15 protein-coding genes and 1 rRNA gene are annotated in these 14,659 nt (G+C 59.9%); 8 read left to right on the forward strand and 8 right to left on the reverse strand.

Going from position 1 to position 14,659, the window contains the following annotated elements; all coding sequences use genetic code 11:
- Position 1 precedes the first annotated feature (1 nt).
- The 3 genes from flgB to CKW29_RS12935 all read right to left on the reverse strand — a co-directional run bounded on the left by flgB (position 2) and on the right by CKW29_RS12935 (position 2,660).
- Positions 2-409, reverse strand: a complete 408-nt coding sequence (flgB, locus tag CKW29_RS12925) for a flagellar basal body rod protein FlgB (protein ID WP_095145550.1) — start codon at positions 407-409, stop codon at positions 2-4.
- A 445-nt stretch (positions 410-854) separates the two neighbouring features.
- Positions 855-1,682 (reverse strand): protein-glutamate O-methyltransferase CheR, encoded by an 828-nt coding sequence (gene cheR, locus CKW29_RS12930; protein WP_095148624.1) that lies wholly within the window; start codon positions 1,680-1,682, stop codon positions 855-857.
- 45 nt (positions 1,683-1,727) lie between these two features.
- Positions 1,728-2,660 (reverse strand): chemotaxis protein CheV, encoded by a 933-nt coding sequence (locus CKW29_RS12935; RefSeq protein WP_095145548.1) that lies wholly within the window; start codon positions 2,658-2,660, stop codon positions 1,728-1,730.
- Positions 2,661-2,741: 81 nt separating this feature from the next.
- On the opposite strand from CKW29_RS12935, the gene flgA reads away from it, so the two are divergent.
- The 4 genes from flgA to CKW29_RS12955 all read left to right on the forward strand — a co-directional run bounded on the left by flgA (position 2,742) and on the right by CKW29_RS12955 (position 5,339).
- Positions 2,742-3,503, forward strand: a complete 762-nt coding sequence (flgA, locus tag CKW29_RS12940; RefSeq protein WP_095145547.1) for a flagellar basal body P-ring formation chaperone FlgA — start codon at positions 2,742-2,744, stop codon at positions 3,501-3,503.
- Between the two features lie 151 nt (positions 3,504-3,654).
- Positions 3,655-3,981, forward strand: coding sequence for a flagellar biosynthesis anti-sigma factor FlgM (flgM, locus tag CKW29_RS12945; RefSeq protein ID WP_095145546.1), 327 nt, complete (start codon positions 3,655-3,657; stop codon positions 3,979-3,981).
- A gap of 49 nt (positions 3,982-4,030) precedes the next feature.
- On the forward strand, positions 4,031-4,498 hold the full coding sequence (locus CKW29_RS12950) for a flagella synthesis protein FlgN (protein WP_095145545.1): 468 nt from the start codon (positions 4,031-4,033) through the stop codon (positions 4,496-4,498).
- A 94-nt stretch (positions 4,499-4,592) separates the two neighbouring features.
- Positions 4,593-5,339 (forward strand): flagellar brake protein, encoded by a 747-nt coding sequence (locus CKW29_RS12955; protein ID WP_095145544.1) that lies wholly within the window; start codon positions 4,593-4,595, stop codon positions 5,337-5,339.
- 57 nt (positions 5,340-5,396) lie between these two features.
- Here CKW29_RS12955 and CKW29_RS12960 read toward each other — a convergent pair whose 3' ends face one another.
- From CKW29_RS12960 to CKW29_RS12975, 4 genes are all read right to left on the reverse strand, one after another.
- Entirely contained in the window at positions 5,397-6,782 is a 1,386-nt protein-coding gene (locus CKW29_RS12960; RefSeq protein WP_095145543.1) for an MFS transporter, read from the reverse strand.
- Positions 6,783-6,853: 71 nt separating this feature from the next.
- A complete protein-coding gene (locus tag CKW29_RS12965) occupies positions 6,854-8,095 on the reverse strand; it encodes a glutamine synthetase family protein (protein WP_176465328.1) in 1,242 nt (413 codons plus the stop codon).
- A 199-nt stretch (positions 8,096-8,294) separates the two neighbouring features.
- A complete protein-coding gene (locus CKW29_RS12970) occupies positions 8,295-8,987 on the reverse strand; it encodes a sensor histidine kinase KdpD (RefSeq protein ID WP_095148625.1) in 693 nt (230 codons plus the stop codon).
- Complete coding sequence (locus CKW29_RS12975) at positions 8,984-10,588, reverse strand: tetratricopeptide repeat-containing response regulator (RefSeq protein WP_095145540.1); 1,605 nt, start codon at positions 10,586-10,588, stop codon at positions 8,984-8,986. The genes CKW29_RS12970 and CKW29_RS12975 overlap by 4 nt, the downstream gene beginning before the upstream one ends.
- A 313-nt stretch (positions 10,589-10,901) precedes the next feature.
- Between CKW29_RS12975 and potE the strand changes: the two genes are divergently transcribed.
- The 4 genes from potE to CKW29_RS12995 all read left to right on the forward strand — a co-directional run bounded on the left by potE (position 10,902) and on the right by CKW29_RS12995 (position 14,425).
- A complete protein-coding gene (gene potE, locus CKW29_RS12980; RefSeq protein ID WP_095145539.1) occupies positions 10,902-12,242 on the forward strand; it encodes a putrescine-ornithine antiporter in 1,341 nt (446 codons plus the stop codon).
- Positions 12,243-12,285: 43 nt separating this feature from the next.
- Positions 12,286-13,191 carry an amino acid ABC transporter substrate-binding protein gene (locus CKW29_RS12985; RefSeq protein WP_095145538.1) on the forward strand — a complete coding sequence of 302 codons (906 nt, stop codon included), beginning with the start codon at positions 12,286-12,288 and terminating at the stop codon, positions 13,189-13,191.
- Between the two features lie 140 nt (positions 13,192-13,331).
- Positions 13,332-13,937 (forward strand): SCO family protein, encoded by a 606-nt coding sequence (locus CKW29_RS12990; protein WP_095145537.1) that lies wholly within the window; start codon positions 13,332-13,334, stop codon positions 13,935-13,937.
- Positions 13,937-14,425 carry a copper chaperone PCu(A)C gene (locus CKW29_RS12995; RefSeq protein WP_095145536.1) on the forward strand — a complete coding sequence of 163 codons (489 nt, stop codon included), beginning with the start codon at positions 13,937-13,939 and terminating at the stop codon, positions 14,423-14,425. Before CKW29_RS12990 ends, CKW29_RS12995 begins: the two co-directional genes overlap by 1 nt.
- A 131-nt stretch (positions 14,426-14,556) precedes the next feature.
- Here the strand turns inward: CKW29_RS12995 and rrf are convergent.
- Positions 14,557-14,659 (reverse strand): 5S ribosomal RNA (gene rrf, locus CKW29_RS13000); the annotation flags it as partial.

Below are 14,659 nucleotides of genomic sequence, written 5' to 3' on the forward strand. Positions count from 1 at the left end.
ATTACTCTCCGCGCAGGGCCGAGATCAGCCCTTTGAATTTGCTGTTGAGCAGCGTGAAGCTGGCCTGGAAGTTCACCGAGTTTTCGGCGTAGTTGGATTGTTCCAGCTGCGCATCCACGGTGTTCTGGTCAATCGACGGTTGCATCGGTGTGCGATAGAGCAACGTCTCGTCACCACTGCTCAGGCCTTGCGCTTCGATATGACGGCTGTTGGTCATGTTCAAGGCAAAGGTGCCGTTCTTGTGCTTGTCGTTCTCGGCGGCCAGGACGGCCGAGAAGTCCAGGTCCCGAGCCTTGTAGTTCGGGGTGTCGGCGTTGGCAATGTTGTTGGCCAGCACTTCGGCACGCTGGGCGCGGAAGCCCAGGGCTTGCTGGTGGATACCGAGCGCTTTATCGAAGCTGATGCTCATGTCGGAAACCTTTGGGTGACCTGATTTTTCGTACCAGGTACTTAGCAAGCCCCGTGCCAGCTGGTAAAACCCCGTAAATAGGGGCTTTGCCAGCGGCGGCAACGCGGCAATGCCAGAAAAGCGGCAATCGATTTCCGTCACCTGCCGCTTTTCTGCCGCCCTGAACAGCGCACCGCCTCAACAGCACACCCGGTGTGCGCGACCGTCCAGAAGCCTGTATCGGGCAAAAAAAGGGAGTCCCTGACTAATGCCGATCAGTTAAGAAGATGAGGTCGAATGTGTAGGAGCGAGCGGGCTCGCGATGAACTCAAGAGCAACGCGTTTAATCAGAAAACACGCGTTATCGTTAATGTCCATCGCGAGCACGCTCGCTCCTACAAAGGTCGACGTTCGCTTAACTGACTGGCATTGGCCCCTGAGGACTCCCGCTTTTGTCACCCGACCATCACTTGGCCTGGTAGATGATTCCCGGACTGCACTGGACCATCTGGTAGTGATCCGGCAAACCGTTCAGTGCCTCGGAGGCCCCCAGGAACAGGTAGCCCCCCGGCTTGAGCGTGCTGTGAATGCGCAACAGGATGTCCTTCTTCACTTCGGCGGAGAAGTAGATCAACACGTTGCGGCAGAACACGATGTCGAACTTGCCCAGGCTGGCGTAGCTGTCGAGCAGGTTGAACGAGCGAAACTCCACCCGGCTCTTGATCGGCGCCTTGACCGCCCAGCGCCCCGGCCCTTTCGGATCGAAGTAGCGCTGCAGGCGCTCGGGCGACAGCCCACGGCCAATGGCCAGGCTGTCGTACTCGCCGGTCTTGCAGTTGTTCAGCATGGTGCCGGACAGATCGGTGGCAACAATCTGCACCCCCATCCGCAACTGGCCCATGTTGACGCGCTCGAACTCATCGATCGACATCGACAACGAGTACGGCTCCTGCCCCGACGAACAAGCGGCCGACCAGATCCGCAGACGCTGGCCGGGACTGGCCTTGATGGCCTCGGGCAGGACTTTGTTCTTCAAGACTTCAAACGGGTAGGTGTCACGAAACCAGAGGGTTTCGTTGGTGGTCATCGCGTCCACGACCATTTCGCGCAGGCCACTGCGTGGCTGGCCCTGGATACGCTGGACCAGCTCCCCCAGGGACTTGATGCCTTGCTGTTCCATCAGCTTGTTAAGACGGCTCGACACCAGGTACTGCTTGTTCTCACCGAGCAAAATGCCACAGGCTTTTTCCAGGAAGACCCGGAACTGTTCAAAATCCAAATTACCCGTAGACAATGATGCTGCCTCTTAAATCGTGTTGACCGCCAGGGGCAAAGCCCCCTAGCTGATGTCTGCTGCTTTGATCCGGTCGACTACCCGGGATGCCAGGTCATCAGGACGAAACTTGGCCAGGAAGTCATCGGCACCGACTTTCTTGACCATCGCCTGATTGAACACACCCGACAACGAAGTATGCAGGATGATATGAAGCTTTTGCATGCGAGGGTCGTTGCGTATCTCGGCCGTGAGGGTGTAGCCGTCCATCTCAGGCATTTCGATGTCGGAAATCATCATCAGAAACTCTTCTTCCGGCTTCTTGCCTTCCTCGACCAGCTTGCGCAGGTAATCCAGCGCCTGGCGACCGTCGTTCAACGCGACCACCTCGACACCCACCGTCTGCAGGCAACGCGAGACCTGCTTGCGCGCCACCGACGAGTCATCGACCGTCAGCACTCGCAAGGACAACGCCTTGTGCTGAGTCTCGACATCCACCACGCCGACGGAAATCGCCTCCGGTGTGGGCGCCACTTCCGCCAGCACCTTCTCCACGTCGATGATTTCGACTAACTGATTGTCGACTCGAGTCACAGCGGTCAGGTAGTGATCGCGCCCCGTGCCCTTGGGTGGCGGATGGATCTCCTCCCAGTTCATGTTGACGATGCGCTCCACCGAGCGCACCAGGAAGCCCTGGGTCTTGGTGTTGTACTCCGTGATGATCACAAAGGGATTACTTTGATCCTTCAACCCGCCCGACCCGGTGGCCATGGCCAGATCCAGAATCGGAATGGTCGCCCCCCGAATATTGGCGACACCGCACACGACAGGGTTGGATTTGGGCATCACGGTCAGTTTCGGGCATTGCAGCACCTCCCGGACCTTGAAAACGTTAATCCCGTAGAGCTGTGGGCCGTCGAGACGGAACAACAACAGCTCCAGGCGATTCTGCCCTACCAGTTGCGTGCGCTGGTTTACTGCATCCATTACACCAGCCATGCCCAGACTCCTACACCAACGCTAAGTGTGTTGCGACGCACATTCATCACTAAACGGCACGGCGCTTGCTTTTGAACTGCCATGAACGTGAACACGACATTATTCCGACGCCTGACCTCAACCTGCCGCCGATGGCGCTGCATGGTTGCGGCGGCGTGTGTTTTCAACGCTGGCAGCACTGCCCTTGCCGACCCGGTTACCTTGCCTGATCTACTTATCGGCGTCACTCAGGGCTTTCTTGAATTCACCGTAGAAGACTATCTGGCCACCAGTCAAACCGAAGGCCGCTATGAAATCGAGGTCAATCAACTCGACCCGCGCTTGCGCATGCCCATGTGCGACAAGGAATTGACAGCGACGCTGGAAAGCCCCGCCAAGCCGTTGGGACGCGTCACGGTGCGGGTGCGATGTGACGGCGCCTCCCCCTGGACAGTCTTCGTCCCCGCCCAGGTCCGCCTGTTCCGCGAGGTCGTGACCACCACCCGGCCCCTCAAGCGCGCTGGAATCATCGAGCCTTTCGACGTGATGCTGCGCGAGCGCGACATCAGCCTGATCAACCAGGGGTACCTGACGAACGTGGATCAGGCGATCGGGCAAAAACTTGTCCGTTCCATGGTCAATGACCAGGTCATTACCCTGGTTCACATGGAACAGGCAGAAGTCGTGCGCAAGGGCGACCAGGTCGTGATCACCGCCCGCAGCGGAACCCTCAGCGTACGGATGCCGGGCGAAGCACTGGCCAATGGCGGTTTGAACGAGCAGATCCGGGTCAAGAACCTGAACTCTCAACGGGTCATCAAAGCGCAAGTGACCGCGCCCGGCCAGGTTGAAGTCGCCATGTAGAGCACTGGCGCGTAATCGACCCATTCCCTAAACTGTGCCTCACGCAGGGCAAATACCGACGCGCCCGCGCTCATGGATAAATGAGCCTAAAGTTTTTTCGGGATTGGCCGAAAACATGGCAAGCGTCCAAATTCCCAGAGGTTTTTTTACCATGGTCATTGATTTCAGCCGCATAAACAGCGCACCCACGCTCACGAGCAGTTCGCGTACCGGCGCCCCCCAGGAAACCGGTGAAGCCGCCAGAACCGCGCCGCTGTCGACCCAGACCGAACAGGTCGGGGCCAGCCAGAGCGGGGAATCGGTACACCTCAGCAACGAGGCTCAGCAGTTGCAGAAGATCACGGACACGCTGCGCGAAGAGCCTGCCGTCGACAAGGCCCGCGTGGCCGAGTTGAAAGCCGCCATTGCCGATGGCAGTTATAAAGTCGACAGCAACCGCGTCGCCAGCAAACTGCTCAACTTCGAAGCCCAGCGCTAGCCGACGGCCGGCGCCAGGGCTTTTGGACGCTAAAAACCCAAGGCCAGCCATGCACGATACTAATTTACTGCAACTGATCACCGACGATTTTGCTCCAGCGCAACAGTTGCTGGATTTGCTGCAGCAAGAATCCCTTGCCCTGCACGGTCGCGACATGCCGCTGCTGGAGACCATTCTGGCCAGCAAGCAAGGCCTGATCATTCTGCTGGAGCAGCATGGCCGCCGGCGCAGCGAAGTGCTGGCCAGCCTCAACCTGCCGACTGACCGCAGCGGCCTGGAGCAACTCGCCGCCCACTCCCGCATTGGCCAGGAACTGTTGGCGCAAAGCGATGTGCTCAATCAACTGCTCAAAGACTGCCAGGCCGCCAATGAGCGCAATGGCCGCTCGATCCAGGTGCAACAAGCCAGCACCGCCCATCAGTTGAAAATCCTCAACGGAGGCGAGTCTCCAACCCTTTACGACGCTCGCGGATCAACCGCCATGCTGGTGAAGCCTCGCCCACTCAGCCAGGCCTGACCCCATCATTCAGTGCGCCCTATGAAGGCGCCAAACATGCTGGCAGAATGCTAGCCTTGCGTGTGACCGTATCCTGCCTGGAGATTGAAAAGCCGTGTTCAACGCCTCAAACGCGGAAGATGCTCCGCAGCCACCAAAGGTGCTCGCGACCCCTTTGGAAATCGCCAGTCATCTGCGAATGCTGCAAGAGAGCCACGATCCCCTGATCATTACGTTCCATGAACGCAGCCAGCGTTTCCAGAGCTATCTGGTCGAAGTGGATCGCGAGAACAACATGCTCGCGCTGGACGAAATGATCCCCCGCGATGGCGAGCGCTTCCTGCTGGCAGGCGAACCTTTCCGCATCGAAGGCTTTCACGAAGGCGTACGTATTGCCTGGGAAAGCAACGGCCCGTTGACCATCGACGAATCCACGGGTGGTCGCTGTTACCGTGGCACGCTGCCCGATGAGGTGGTGTACCACCAGCGTCGCAATGCCTTTCGTGCCGCCTTGAAACTGGCGCAACTGGTCAACATCGAACTGGCTGGCGAAAAACTCAAGACGCCCTTGAACGGCAAGTTGCTGGACATTTCGGCAACCGGCTGCAAGCTGCGTTTTGACGGTAACATCACCAACGGCCTGCAACTGGGCCAGGTCTACGAGCGCTTTGTCGCCGCCCTGCCCTTCGGCAGCATGACGGCCCCGGTAGAACTGCGTTACCTGCATCACGAAGAAAAAATCGACACCACCTTCGCCGGCGTGCGTTTTCACAACATGAGCGGTCTGGTGCAGCGCCAGGTCGAGCGTTTTGTCTATCAGTTGCAGCGCGAGGCACGTCGCTTCGACAAAGACGACTTCTGATCCGACGGCATCAAAAAACGGGCAGTCCCTGACGGTGACTGCCCGTTTTTTTTGCCCTCAGGGCCTGGCCCCGCTCAGGCCTGACGGATACTCCGGCGGCGGATCCTCGGGGTCGGTGCCGGACTCATCGGCCTGGCTATCCGGTTGTACCCCGGACTCAGGGTCCGGCTCAGGGCTGGCACCGTTTTGCATCTGATCCTGCACCACCTGCTCATCCACCCGCGGGTCGAGCGCCGCCACCAAGGGTGAGCTGGTCATGTTATCGGGCATCGCAACGTGATGCAGCGGCGCATCATCGACCTGATGCAGGTTGGTCACCGCTTTCGGGCGAATTCGCCACACCAGGACCAGGGCAAAGAAACTGAAAAACGCATAAAGCATCTGGCTGCCGAAATACTTCATCAGCACACCGGCCACCAGCGGCCCGATACTCGCGCCTACGCCGTAAGTCATCAACAGCATGGCCGTCAGCGACACCCGGCGATCGCCCTCGACGTGGTCGTTGGAAAACGCCACCGCCAGCGGATACAAGCAGAACTGCACGAGCGAGCAGGCGAAGCCGGCGATGAACAGCACCTCAAGCGGCACCTGCGGCATGATCGCCAGAGGCAAGGCCGCCAGCGCCAGGCAAATCGCAAAGCTGCGAATCAGCAGTGCCCGATCATAGCGGTCCGACAACCAGCCCAACGGCCACTGCACCACCAGGCCGGCAAAGATGCAGCTGCCCATGAACAGACCCACCTGCTCGGTGGACAAGCCCTGCTGCGAGGCATAGAGCGGTGCCAGACCATAGAACGAGCCGACAATCAGCCCTGCCCCCAGTACCGTGCTGAGCGACTGCGGCACCCGCTTCATGAAGAAGCGTGGCTCCATGGGGGCTGGGTGCAAGGGCGCCGGGTGAATGCGCCGGGTCAGGGTCACCGGCACCAGGCACAGGGCAAAACACAGCGCCACCAGCATCAGCAACTCCGGCCCCAGGGCCGGGTGCATGACCAGAATCAGCTGGCCCAACACCAGGCCCAGGTAAGAGGCGATCATATAGCCGCTGAACACCACGCCACGCTGCTTGGCGTCGGCCTGCTCGTTCAGCCAGCTCTCGATGACCATGTACTGGCACATCATGCCCAGCCCCACGACCACCCGCAGCATCAGCCAGGCCGGGAGCCAGTCGACCAACCCGTGACCGAGTACCGCCGCGCCGACGATCCCCGCACAGGCCGAATAAGCCCGTATGTGCCCGACCCGGGCAATCAGCCGGTGACCGATTTTTCCGCCCAGCACCAGGCCGAAATAGTTGGCGGCCATCAATGCACCAACCCACAGACCGTCGACATGGTCCGCAGCGAGGCGCAGCGCCAGGTAGGTACTGAGTAAGCCCGAACCGATCAACATCATCAGCGAGGCGAAATAAAGCGCTCGAAAGGATTTCCAGATTTGGCGCATCGGCGTTCCGGGCGGCTCCTTGCAGTGAGTGTCGGGCTACCGTCAACGATAGCCCGACGGCGACGGGTCGGTTATGCCTGGGCTGCTAAAACGCGCCGCTCCCAGGGAGTGATTTCATCAAGGAAGCTGGTCAACTCCATGGTCTTCGAAGCGATGTAGCCTTCGATGAACTCCTTGCCGAACAGTTCCTTCGCCAACTGGCTACGTTTCAGACGCTCAAGAGCCGCATGCAAGGTACATGGCAGCGACAAACTTTCTGGCACTTCAAATTCGCCCTGGATGGGCGCTGTTGGCTCCAGCTGGTTCTCAATACCGTGCAGGCCCGCCGCAAGACTGGCGGCAATGGCCAGGTACGGGTTGGCGTCAGCACCCGGCAGGCGGTTCTCGACCCGTCGTGCAACCGCTGCGCTGGCCGGAATCCGCAAGCCGGCCGCCCGGTTGTCGTGAGACCAGCAGGCGTTGTTCGGTGATGCGTAAGGATGGCACAGCCGCTGATAAGAGTTCACGTTCGGCGCGAACAGCGCCGTGAAATCCGCCATGGCCGCCTGCTGGCCACCAATGAAGTGCCGGAACCGGGCCGTCGGTTGCCCGGCCTCATCGCTGAACACGTTGCGCCCGGTCCCGATCTCGACCACGCTCTGGTGAATGTGCATCGAACTGCCCGGCGTATGCGGCAGCGGCTTGGCCATGCACACCACGGTCAAGCCGTGCTTGAGCGCCACTTCCTTGAGCAGGTGCTTGAACAGGAAGGTCTGGTCGGCCAGCAGCAAGGGATCGCCGTGCAACAGGTTGATCTCGAACTGGCTGACGCCCATCTCGTGCATAAAGGTGTCGCGCGGCAACCCCAGCGCCGCCATGCATTCGTAGACTTCAGTGAAAAACGGCCGCAAGCCGTTGTTGGAACAGACGCTGAAGGCCGACTGACCGTTCTCCCGGCGCCCATCCAGGCCGACAGGCGGCTGGAAGGCCTGGGTCGGGTCAGTGTTGGGGGCAAACACGAAGAACTCCATCTCGGTCGCCACCACCGGTGCCAGGCCGAGCGCAGCATAACGGGCGATCACTGCTTTCAACTGGCCGCGAGTGGACAGTTGCGAGCTTGTACCGCTCAACTCGTCGGCGTCACAGATGGCCAATGCACGAGGCGGCTGGCTCCAGGGCAAACGATGGATCTGTTGCGGGTCAGCGTTGAGCGCCAGGTCGCCGTCGTCACTGCCGTAAAAGCGTGCGGGCGGGTAACCGCCCATGATGCATTGCAGCAGCACGCCCCGCGCCATCTGCAAACGTCGCCCCTCGAGGAAGCCCTCAGCGGTCATTACCTTGCCGCGCGGCACGCCATTGAGGTCCGGCGTGACACACTCAATCTCATCAATGCCGGTCAATCGCTGCGCGAGTGAGCTCTGGCCATCGGTCGTCATGACTCAATCCTTGTTGTAATGCGGGCCGCGAACGGCGACATGTACAAAATAGGCTTCAGCCGTTCGGAATATCAAGCAGGCCCAACGAATAAAGCGCCTACGGCAGGTAAAGGCTGAACAGACCGCCGCCCAGCGGTCCGCCATTGCTGATCTCGGTGCGCCCCTGCACGCCATTGCGCTGGTGCAGCCGGGCAATGCGTGCGGCGAAATACAGACCCAGCCCGGTACTGCCACTGGCCGGATTGATGCCCTGCACATAGTCAGCCTGACGCTCGATCATCCGGATCGGGTAGCCCTCGCCATCGTCATTGATCGTCAGCACCAACTGCCCGGTTTCCTCGCCCACACTGATCAGCAGCGAACTGCGGGCATAGCGGACGGCATTGTTGATGCCGTTGGCCAGTACCGTGCCGATCAACTCACGATCAAAGAACCCGAGCGGGCTCAAGGGGTCGACCTCGTACGTCACCAGAATGCCGCGACTCTTGAACACCTCTTGATGCGCGGCCAATTGCGCTTCGATGAAATCGTCCAGTTCATGGTAGTCCGGGCGCAATGGCAACTGGTTGACGCCCAGTTTGTAGAGCCCCAGCAACTGCACCAGCATGCCGTTGAGATGGGCGAACTCGAAGTCGATCACGCCCTGCTCACAGCTTTGCTGCTGCGCTTCTGGCAAGCGAGCCAGCCACTGACCATGCGCCTGCATCAGCACGGCCAGGGAGTTCTTCATGTCGTGTACGGTGGAGGCAATCACCGTGGAAAAATCGAGCCCCGGTTCACTCTCATTCATTCGCCAAACGCCTTGTCTCGCAACTTTTGATAACGCGGATACCGCAGGTCACTCTCGGGCATCAGGCCGACCATCTTCAAGCAGCGACGGCATTCGTCCAGTAGCGTCGCGTCAAGGCTGGCCGTGCTCCCGTGCAGCAGCGACTGCGCCATGTTGAGGGCGATGCTGATGTTCTTCGGTTGCAGCAGCAGCGCACCGCGAAACAATTCCCGGGCCTCGGTCAGCGCACCGGCCTTGTAGCTGCGAACGCCCTGCCGGTTGAGGTCGGCCGCCGCGGTACCGGAATTGAGAATCGCAGGGTCGTCGGTCTGCTTGGCAATGCCCTGCATCACCACCGGGTCGTCACCGTAGATTTCCGCGCAGTTTTTCAACATCGAATTACCGGCTTCAGCCTGCCCCAGCATCTTCAACTGCTTGGCCACCAGCAACGCCGCTTCGGCGCTCATGAACTGCTCCATGCCATCGAGGCGGATCATCGCTTGCTCGGTGAGCTTGTCCGCGGTTTCGGCATCATTGATCAGCAGACTGGTGGCCTTCATCAGGCGGGCCCGGATCTGCAAGCCCGGGTCATTGGGATTGTCCTTGGCGACCGCGCTCAACGTCTGGTTGATCTCAAGCCGCGTGCGGGTATCCAGGCCTCTTTCGCTGCCCTTGCTGATCAGCGCGTGCGCCAGGCCGAGGTTGCTCTCCGGGTCCTTGAAGCGCGACTGCGCACCTTGGGATACCGCCTGGCGATAGGCGCGCGCGGAGGTGTCGAAGTCTTCATTGGTCATCGCCAGCTTGCCCAGCAGGGCCTGTCGACGTACCGCCAGGGGGGAAAGGCGAACCGCCTCCTCCAGTACGCGTTGTGCCGTCCTGGTGTCGCCCTGGGCCACCAGCACATCGGCCAGTCCGTCGTACAACCCGGGCATCATCGGGAACACCTTCAGCGCCTTTTCGTACAGCGCCTTGGCCTGACCGGGCTGACCACGCTTGAACAGTAATCGCCCCAGACCGGCATAGGCCCAAGGCAGCGGGCGGTCCGCCAGAATGCTGTTGTACAGCCGCTCCAGTGCCTCGTTCTGGTTCATGTCGCGCAGCGCATCGGCACGATAGCGCAGGCACAGCGGCGAATAGCGCGGGTCCTGCTTGCACAGGGCAATGCAGGCGTTCAGCACCTCGACCGGCTTGCCCCGATCCAGCGCCTGCATGATCGGCTTGAGCAAGGTCTTGCGCTGCTCCAGCCGCTCCAGCCGCTGGGCAAGCCCGGCGCGGTTGAACGGCTTGGTCAGGTAGGCATCCGGCTCATGTTCAAGGGCGCTGAGCACCATCGCCTGGCTACTCTCGGCGGTGACCATGAGGAACACACTTTCGTGGCTGATCAGCTTATCGACCATCAGGTCTTCGAGTACCTGCTGACCGTTTTTCTTGCCATCGCCCAGGTGGTAGTCCTGCAGGATGAAGTCGTAGCGCTTTTGCGAACACATGCGCAGCGCGGCCTCGCCGGTGTCGGCCGTGTCGACATCCTTGACCCCCAGCTCACGCAACATCGACCTGACGGAACTGCGGAAATCCGAGAAATCATCGACGATCAAAAAACTTTTTTGGTGGTACGCCAGCATCGAAGATTCCAGGCAATTAAGAAGATGAACCCAAAGACACATGCAACAGCCAGCTCAATGTCGCGGCCCGGTTTGGCGCAGCGCAGGACAACGACCCGTCGGGTTATCGGCCGCAATGGGCATTCCCTTGAAGGCGTCGGCAAACAATCACGAATTTGTCGGGAAATCCCATGGCCGATGGCATGACGACGGGCCAATTTGATCTATACCCAGTACTGCGGGTGTTGATCCCCCCTCGATCGCAGACTGCCAATGGCCCGTCGTATTGCGCCGGACTCATGGTCAATGCCTTGAACCGGGCAAGGAGTCAGCAATGGCTGAGTCAGGCAAGAAAATGAGCCTCACGGGGCTGACCACACTGGTGGCGGTGAACATGATGGGCTCGGGCATCATCATGCTGCCCACCAACATGGCCCAGCTTGGGGCCGTCTCGTTGCTGTCCTGGGTATTCACCGCAATAGGCTCAATGGCCATCGCCTATTGCTTTGCCCAATGCGGGATATTTTGCCCTCGTTCGGGCGGGATGTCGGCGTACACCGAACAGGCCCATGGCAAGTCGGGCTTCTTTCTGTGCTCCTACCTCTACTTCCTGTCGCTGGCCATCGCCAACGTGGCGGTGGCGATTTCCGCCGTGGGCTACATGACGGAGTTCCTGCCATGGCTGGGCAGCGGTGCCATCCCATTGTTCATCGGCACGATCGGCCTGATCTGGGTAACCACCCTGGCCAACTTTGGCGGCCCCGGCATTACCGGCAGGATCGGCGCGATCACGGTCTGGGGGGTGATCATTCCAGTGGCGGGCCTGTGTATCATCGGTTGGTTCTGGTTCAAGCCCGAGGTACTGACGGCCGCCTGGAACCCGAACAACTTGCCGATCTCCGAGGCCGTCAGCAGGACCATTCCCTTGACCCTGTGGGCGTTCCTGGGCATGGAATCCGCCGCTCAAGCCATCGATGCGGTGGAAAACCCCAAGCGCACGGTGCCCCTGGCCTGCCTGTTCGGGACACTGGGTGCCGCCGTGATCTATGTGCTGTCGACCACCGTCATCCAGGGCATCATTCCCAATGCGGAGCTGGCCAACTCCTCCGCGCCCTTCGCCCTCGTCTATGCCCGGATGTTCACCCCCATGATCGGCAACATCATCATGGTGCTGGCCGTCATGGCCTGCATCGGCTCACTGCTGGGCTGGCAGTTCACCCTGGCACAAACGGCAAAGATGGCCGCCGACCAGGGCATGTTCCCCAACTTTTTCAGCAAGGTCACGGCAATGAACGCACCGATCATCGGCATGGCGGTGTGCGCCGTACTGCAGACGCTGATGGCACTCTCGACCATTTCACCCAATGCCAGTGCCCAGTTCAGCAAACTGGTGAGCCTGGCCGCAGTGACCAACCTGGTGCCCTACGTCACCGCCCTGACAGGCCTGCTGGTGATCATGTACAAGGCCAAGGTCAGTGCCTCGGTGTATGTACGCAACAGCCTGGTGTTGCTGGTGGCGCTGACGTACTCGTTTTATGCCCTTTACTCTTGTGGCATGGAGGCCGTGTTCGGCGGCACCCTGGTGTTGGTGATCGGCTACCTGCTCTATGCCTCCATTGCCAAGCGCTTTGTCGGCACCCCGCCGCCGCCCCTGAGCGAGGTTGGGGACGCTTAGTGGCGCCCATCAGGACGGCACGACAACTGATCACGGGAAAAACATGAACATGAAGAGGCCACCCCTTACCCCCATGCTGCTTGCCTGCATGCTCGTGCTGCTGCCCATCACGACCCGGGCCGATACCCTGGAGCGGGTGCGGGCCAGCAACAGCCTCACCCTCGGTTACCTGAATGACTTTGCGCCCTTCAGCACCCAGGACGGTGACAAGGCCAAAGGCTTTGCCATCGACCTGTGCCAGACCGTCGTCGACAAATTCAAGGCCGAACTGGCGCTGCCCGCGCTGCAGGTGCGCTATCAGGCGGTCAGGCAGGCCGATGAAATCAGTGCCGTGCGCTCAGGAAAGATCGACATCCTCTGCACACCCACCCCGCAAAGTCTCGAACGACGCAAAAGCGTGAGTTTTTCCGTGCCGATCTACACCGCCGGTCTCTCGGCCGTGGTCCGCCAGGACGCGCCGCCTGCGTTGCTCAATGTGCTCAACGGCCAAGAGGCCCATACCGGCCCGACCTGGCGCGCAACCCTCAACCGCGGCCTGTCCAACCAGACCTTTGCCGCACCGGCAGGCGGTGTCACCGAACAGTGGATTCGTGGGCAGATGCGCACCCTGGGTGTCATTACCACCCTGGTCACGGTCGAGAACAGCCACGAAGGGCTCAAGCAAGTGGCCGATGGCAAGGTTGCCGCTTTCTTCGCCGAGCGTATGCTGCTCAAGAACCAGCTGGCGGCAGACTATCCCGACGGCAACCTGATGGTGCTTGACCGCATCTACGAATACGCACCGGCCTCGATGGTCATGGAGCGCGGTAATGAGGACCTGCGCCTGCTGGTCGATACCGCACTCAGCGAAGCCTACCGCTCGGGAGCGATGGAACAGGCGTATGCCAAGTACTTGGGGGGAGCCAGCGATACGGTGAAGAAGCTGTTCAAAATTTATGCATTGCCTTAGTACCCGTCGACGGTAAACGTGTGACCTATCGTCCATTAGCAAGCTATTGATCACCGTCATTTTGATACCATGTCGCAATTTGAAGATGACACGCCTCGACAGATCTCAGGACCGTCGGGCCATTCAAAGGGCGGTACTAGATGAGTGTTGATTTGACTCGCCGAAAGGTGATTGCAGGTATGGGTCTGCTGGGCCTTGGCCTCCTCAGCGGTTGCGACAGTCGAGGCCAGCTGTCCTACAAGTACGGCAAGGACCTGAGCGACAAGATCCTTGGGCGTACCTTCAAGTTGAAAGATACCGAGGGCAACACAAGAACGCTCTCCAGCTTTCGCGGCCTGATGCCGATGGTGTTCTTCGGCTTCACCCAATGCCCGGCAATCTGCCCCACGACCCTGGCTCGCGCAGTACAGGCCAAGAAGTTGATGGGCAAGGATGGCGACCGCCTGCAGGTGATCTTCATCACCCTGGACCCCGAGCGTGATACGCCGGACGTACTGGATGCCTACGTCAAAACCTTCGACCCTTCATTTGTCGCGCTTTACGGGACGCTGGAGGAAACGGCCGCCACCGCCAAAGAGTTCGATGTGTTCTACGAAAAAATACCCAGTGGGTCCACCTATACCCTTTCGCACACCGCCACGAGTTATGTCTATGACTCCAGGGGAACGTTGCGCCTTGGCTTGTCCCACTCACTTACCGCGCAAGAGTGCGCGGAAGATTTGCTCACCGTCATGGAGGTTTGCTAATGAACTCAACGGCCAATAAAACCGGCATCACCCAGCGCGTCAAACATGCCCTGCTCGGGCTTTCCCTGCTGGGGCTGGCCTGCCAGGTTTCGGCCCAGACCCAGGTTGACGACGCCTGGGTTCGCGCAACCGTCGCGGGACAACAAGCGAGCGGAGCCTTTATGACCATCACCGCAAGCGACGACAGCAAGCTGCTGAGTGTCGCGTCGCCGGTGGCTAAAACCGTGCAGATCCACCAGTCGACCATGAAGAACGACGTGATGAGAATGCAACCGGTGGCGTTCGTGGCATTGCCTGCCGGCAAAGCCGTCTCGCTGGACCCGCACGGCTATCACGTGATGCTTATCGATCTGGTTGCCCAGGTCAAAGAAGGCGACAAGGTGCCGCTGACCCTGACGGTCGAGAATGCCAAAGGCGAGAAAGAGTCGATCACGGTCGAGGCCCAGGCGCGGGCACTGAACATGGCAGATCACAGCATGATGCATTGATTGCTCAAGGCTCGAACACAACCTTGGTACAAACAAGGGCCCTCATAGGGCCCTTTGTTTTGGCTGAAACTTTTTCGCGCACAAAAACAAAACCCCTACCTGCAGATGCAGATAGGGGTTTCGGAATTTAATCTTGACGATGACCTACTCTCACATGGGGAAACCCCACACTACCATCGGCGATGCATCGTTTCACTGCTGAGTTCGGGATGGGATCAGGTGGTTCCAATGCTC

Source organism: Pseudomonas sp. Irchel s3a18, from assembly GCF_900187535.1.
Classification (GTDB): domain Bacteria; phylum Pseudomonadota; class Gammaproteobacteria; order Pseudomonadales; family Pseudomonadaceae; genus Aquipseudomonas.

Excerpts from the sequence above, each read along its gene's own strand:
- flgB (WP_095145550.1), bottom strand. The coding sequence starts at position 409 with ATGAGCATCAGCTTCGATAAAGCGCTCGGTATCCACCAGCAAGCCCTG.
- CKW29_RS12935 (WP_095145548.1), bottom strand. The coding sequence starts at position 2,660 with ATGGCTGGTGTAATGGATGCAGTAAACCAGCGCACGCAACTGGTAGGG.
- flgA (WP_095145547.1), top strand. The coding sequence starts at position 2,742 with ATGAACGTGAACACGACATTATTCCGACGCCTGACCTCAACCTGCCGC.
- flgM (WP_095145546.1), top strand. The coding sequence starts at position 3,655 with ATGGTCATTGATTTCAGCCGCATAAACAGCGCACCCACGCTCACGAGC.
- CKW29_RS12950 (WP_095145545.1), top strand. The coding sequence starts at position 4,031 with ATGCACGATACTAATTTACTGCAACTGATCACCGACGATTTTGCTCCA.
- CKW29_RS12960 (WP_095145543.1), bottom strand. The coding sequence starts at position 6,782 with ATGCGCCAAATCTGGAAATCCTTTCGAGCGCTTTATTTCGCCTCGCTG.
- CKW29_RS12965 (WP_176465328.1), bottom strand. The coding sequence starts at position 8,095 with ATGACCGCTGAGGGCTTCCTCGAGGGGCGACGTTTGCAGATGGCGCGG.
- CKW29_RS12970 (WP_095148625.1), bottom strand. The coding sequence starts at position 8,987 with ATGAATGAGAGTGAACCGGGGCTCGATTTTTCCACGGTGATTGCCTCC.
- CKW29_RS12975 (WP_095145540.1), bottom strand. The coding sequence starts at position 10,588 with ATGCTGGCGTACCACCAAAAAAGTTTTTTGATCGTCGATGATTTCTCG.
- potE (WP_095145539.1), top strand. The coding sequence starts at position 10,902 with ATGGCTGAGTCAGGCAAGAAAATGAGCCTCACGGGGCTGACCACACTG.
- CKW29_RS12985 (WP_095145538.1), top strand. The coding sequence starts at position 12,286 with ATGAACATGAAGAGGCCACCCCTTACCCCCATGCTGCTTGCCTGCATG.
- CKW29_RS12990 (WP_095145537.1), top strand. The coding sequence starts at position 13,332 with ATGAGTGTTGATTTGACTCGCCGAAAGGTGATTGCAGGTATGGGTCTG.
- CKW29_RS12995 (WP_095145536.1), top strand. The coding sequence starts at position 13,937 with ATGAACTCAACGGCCAATAAAACCGGCATCACCCAGCGCGTCAAACAT.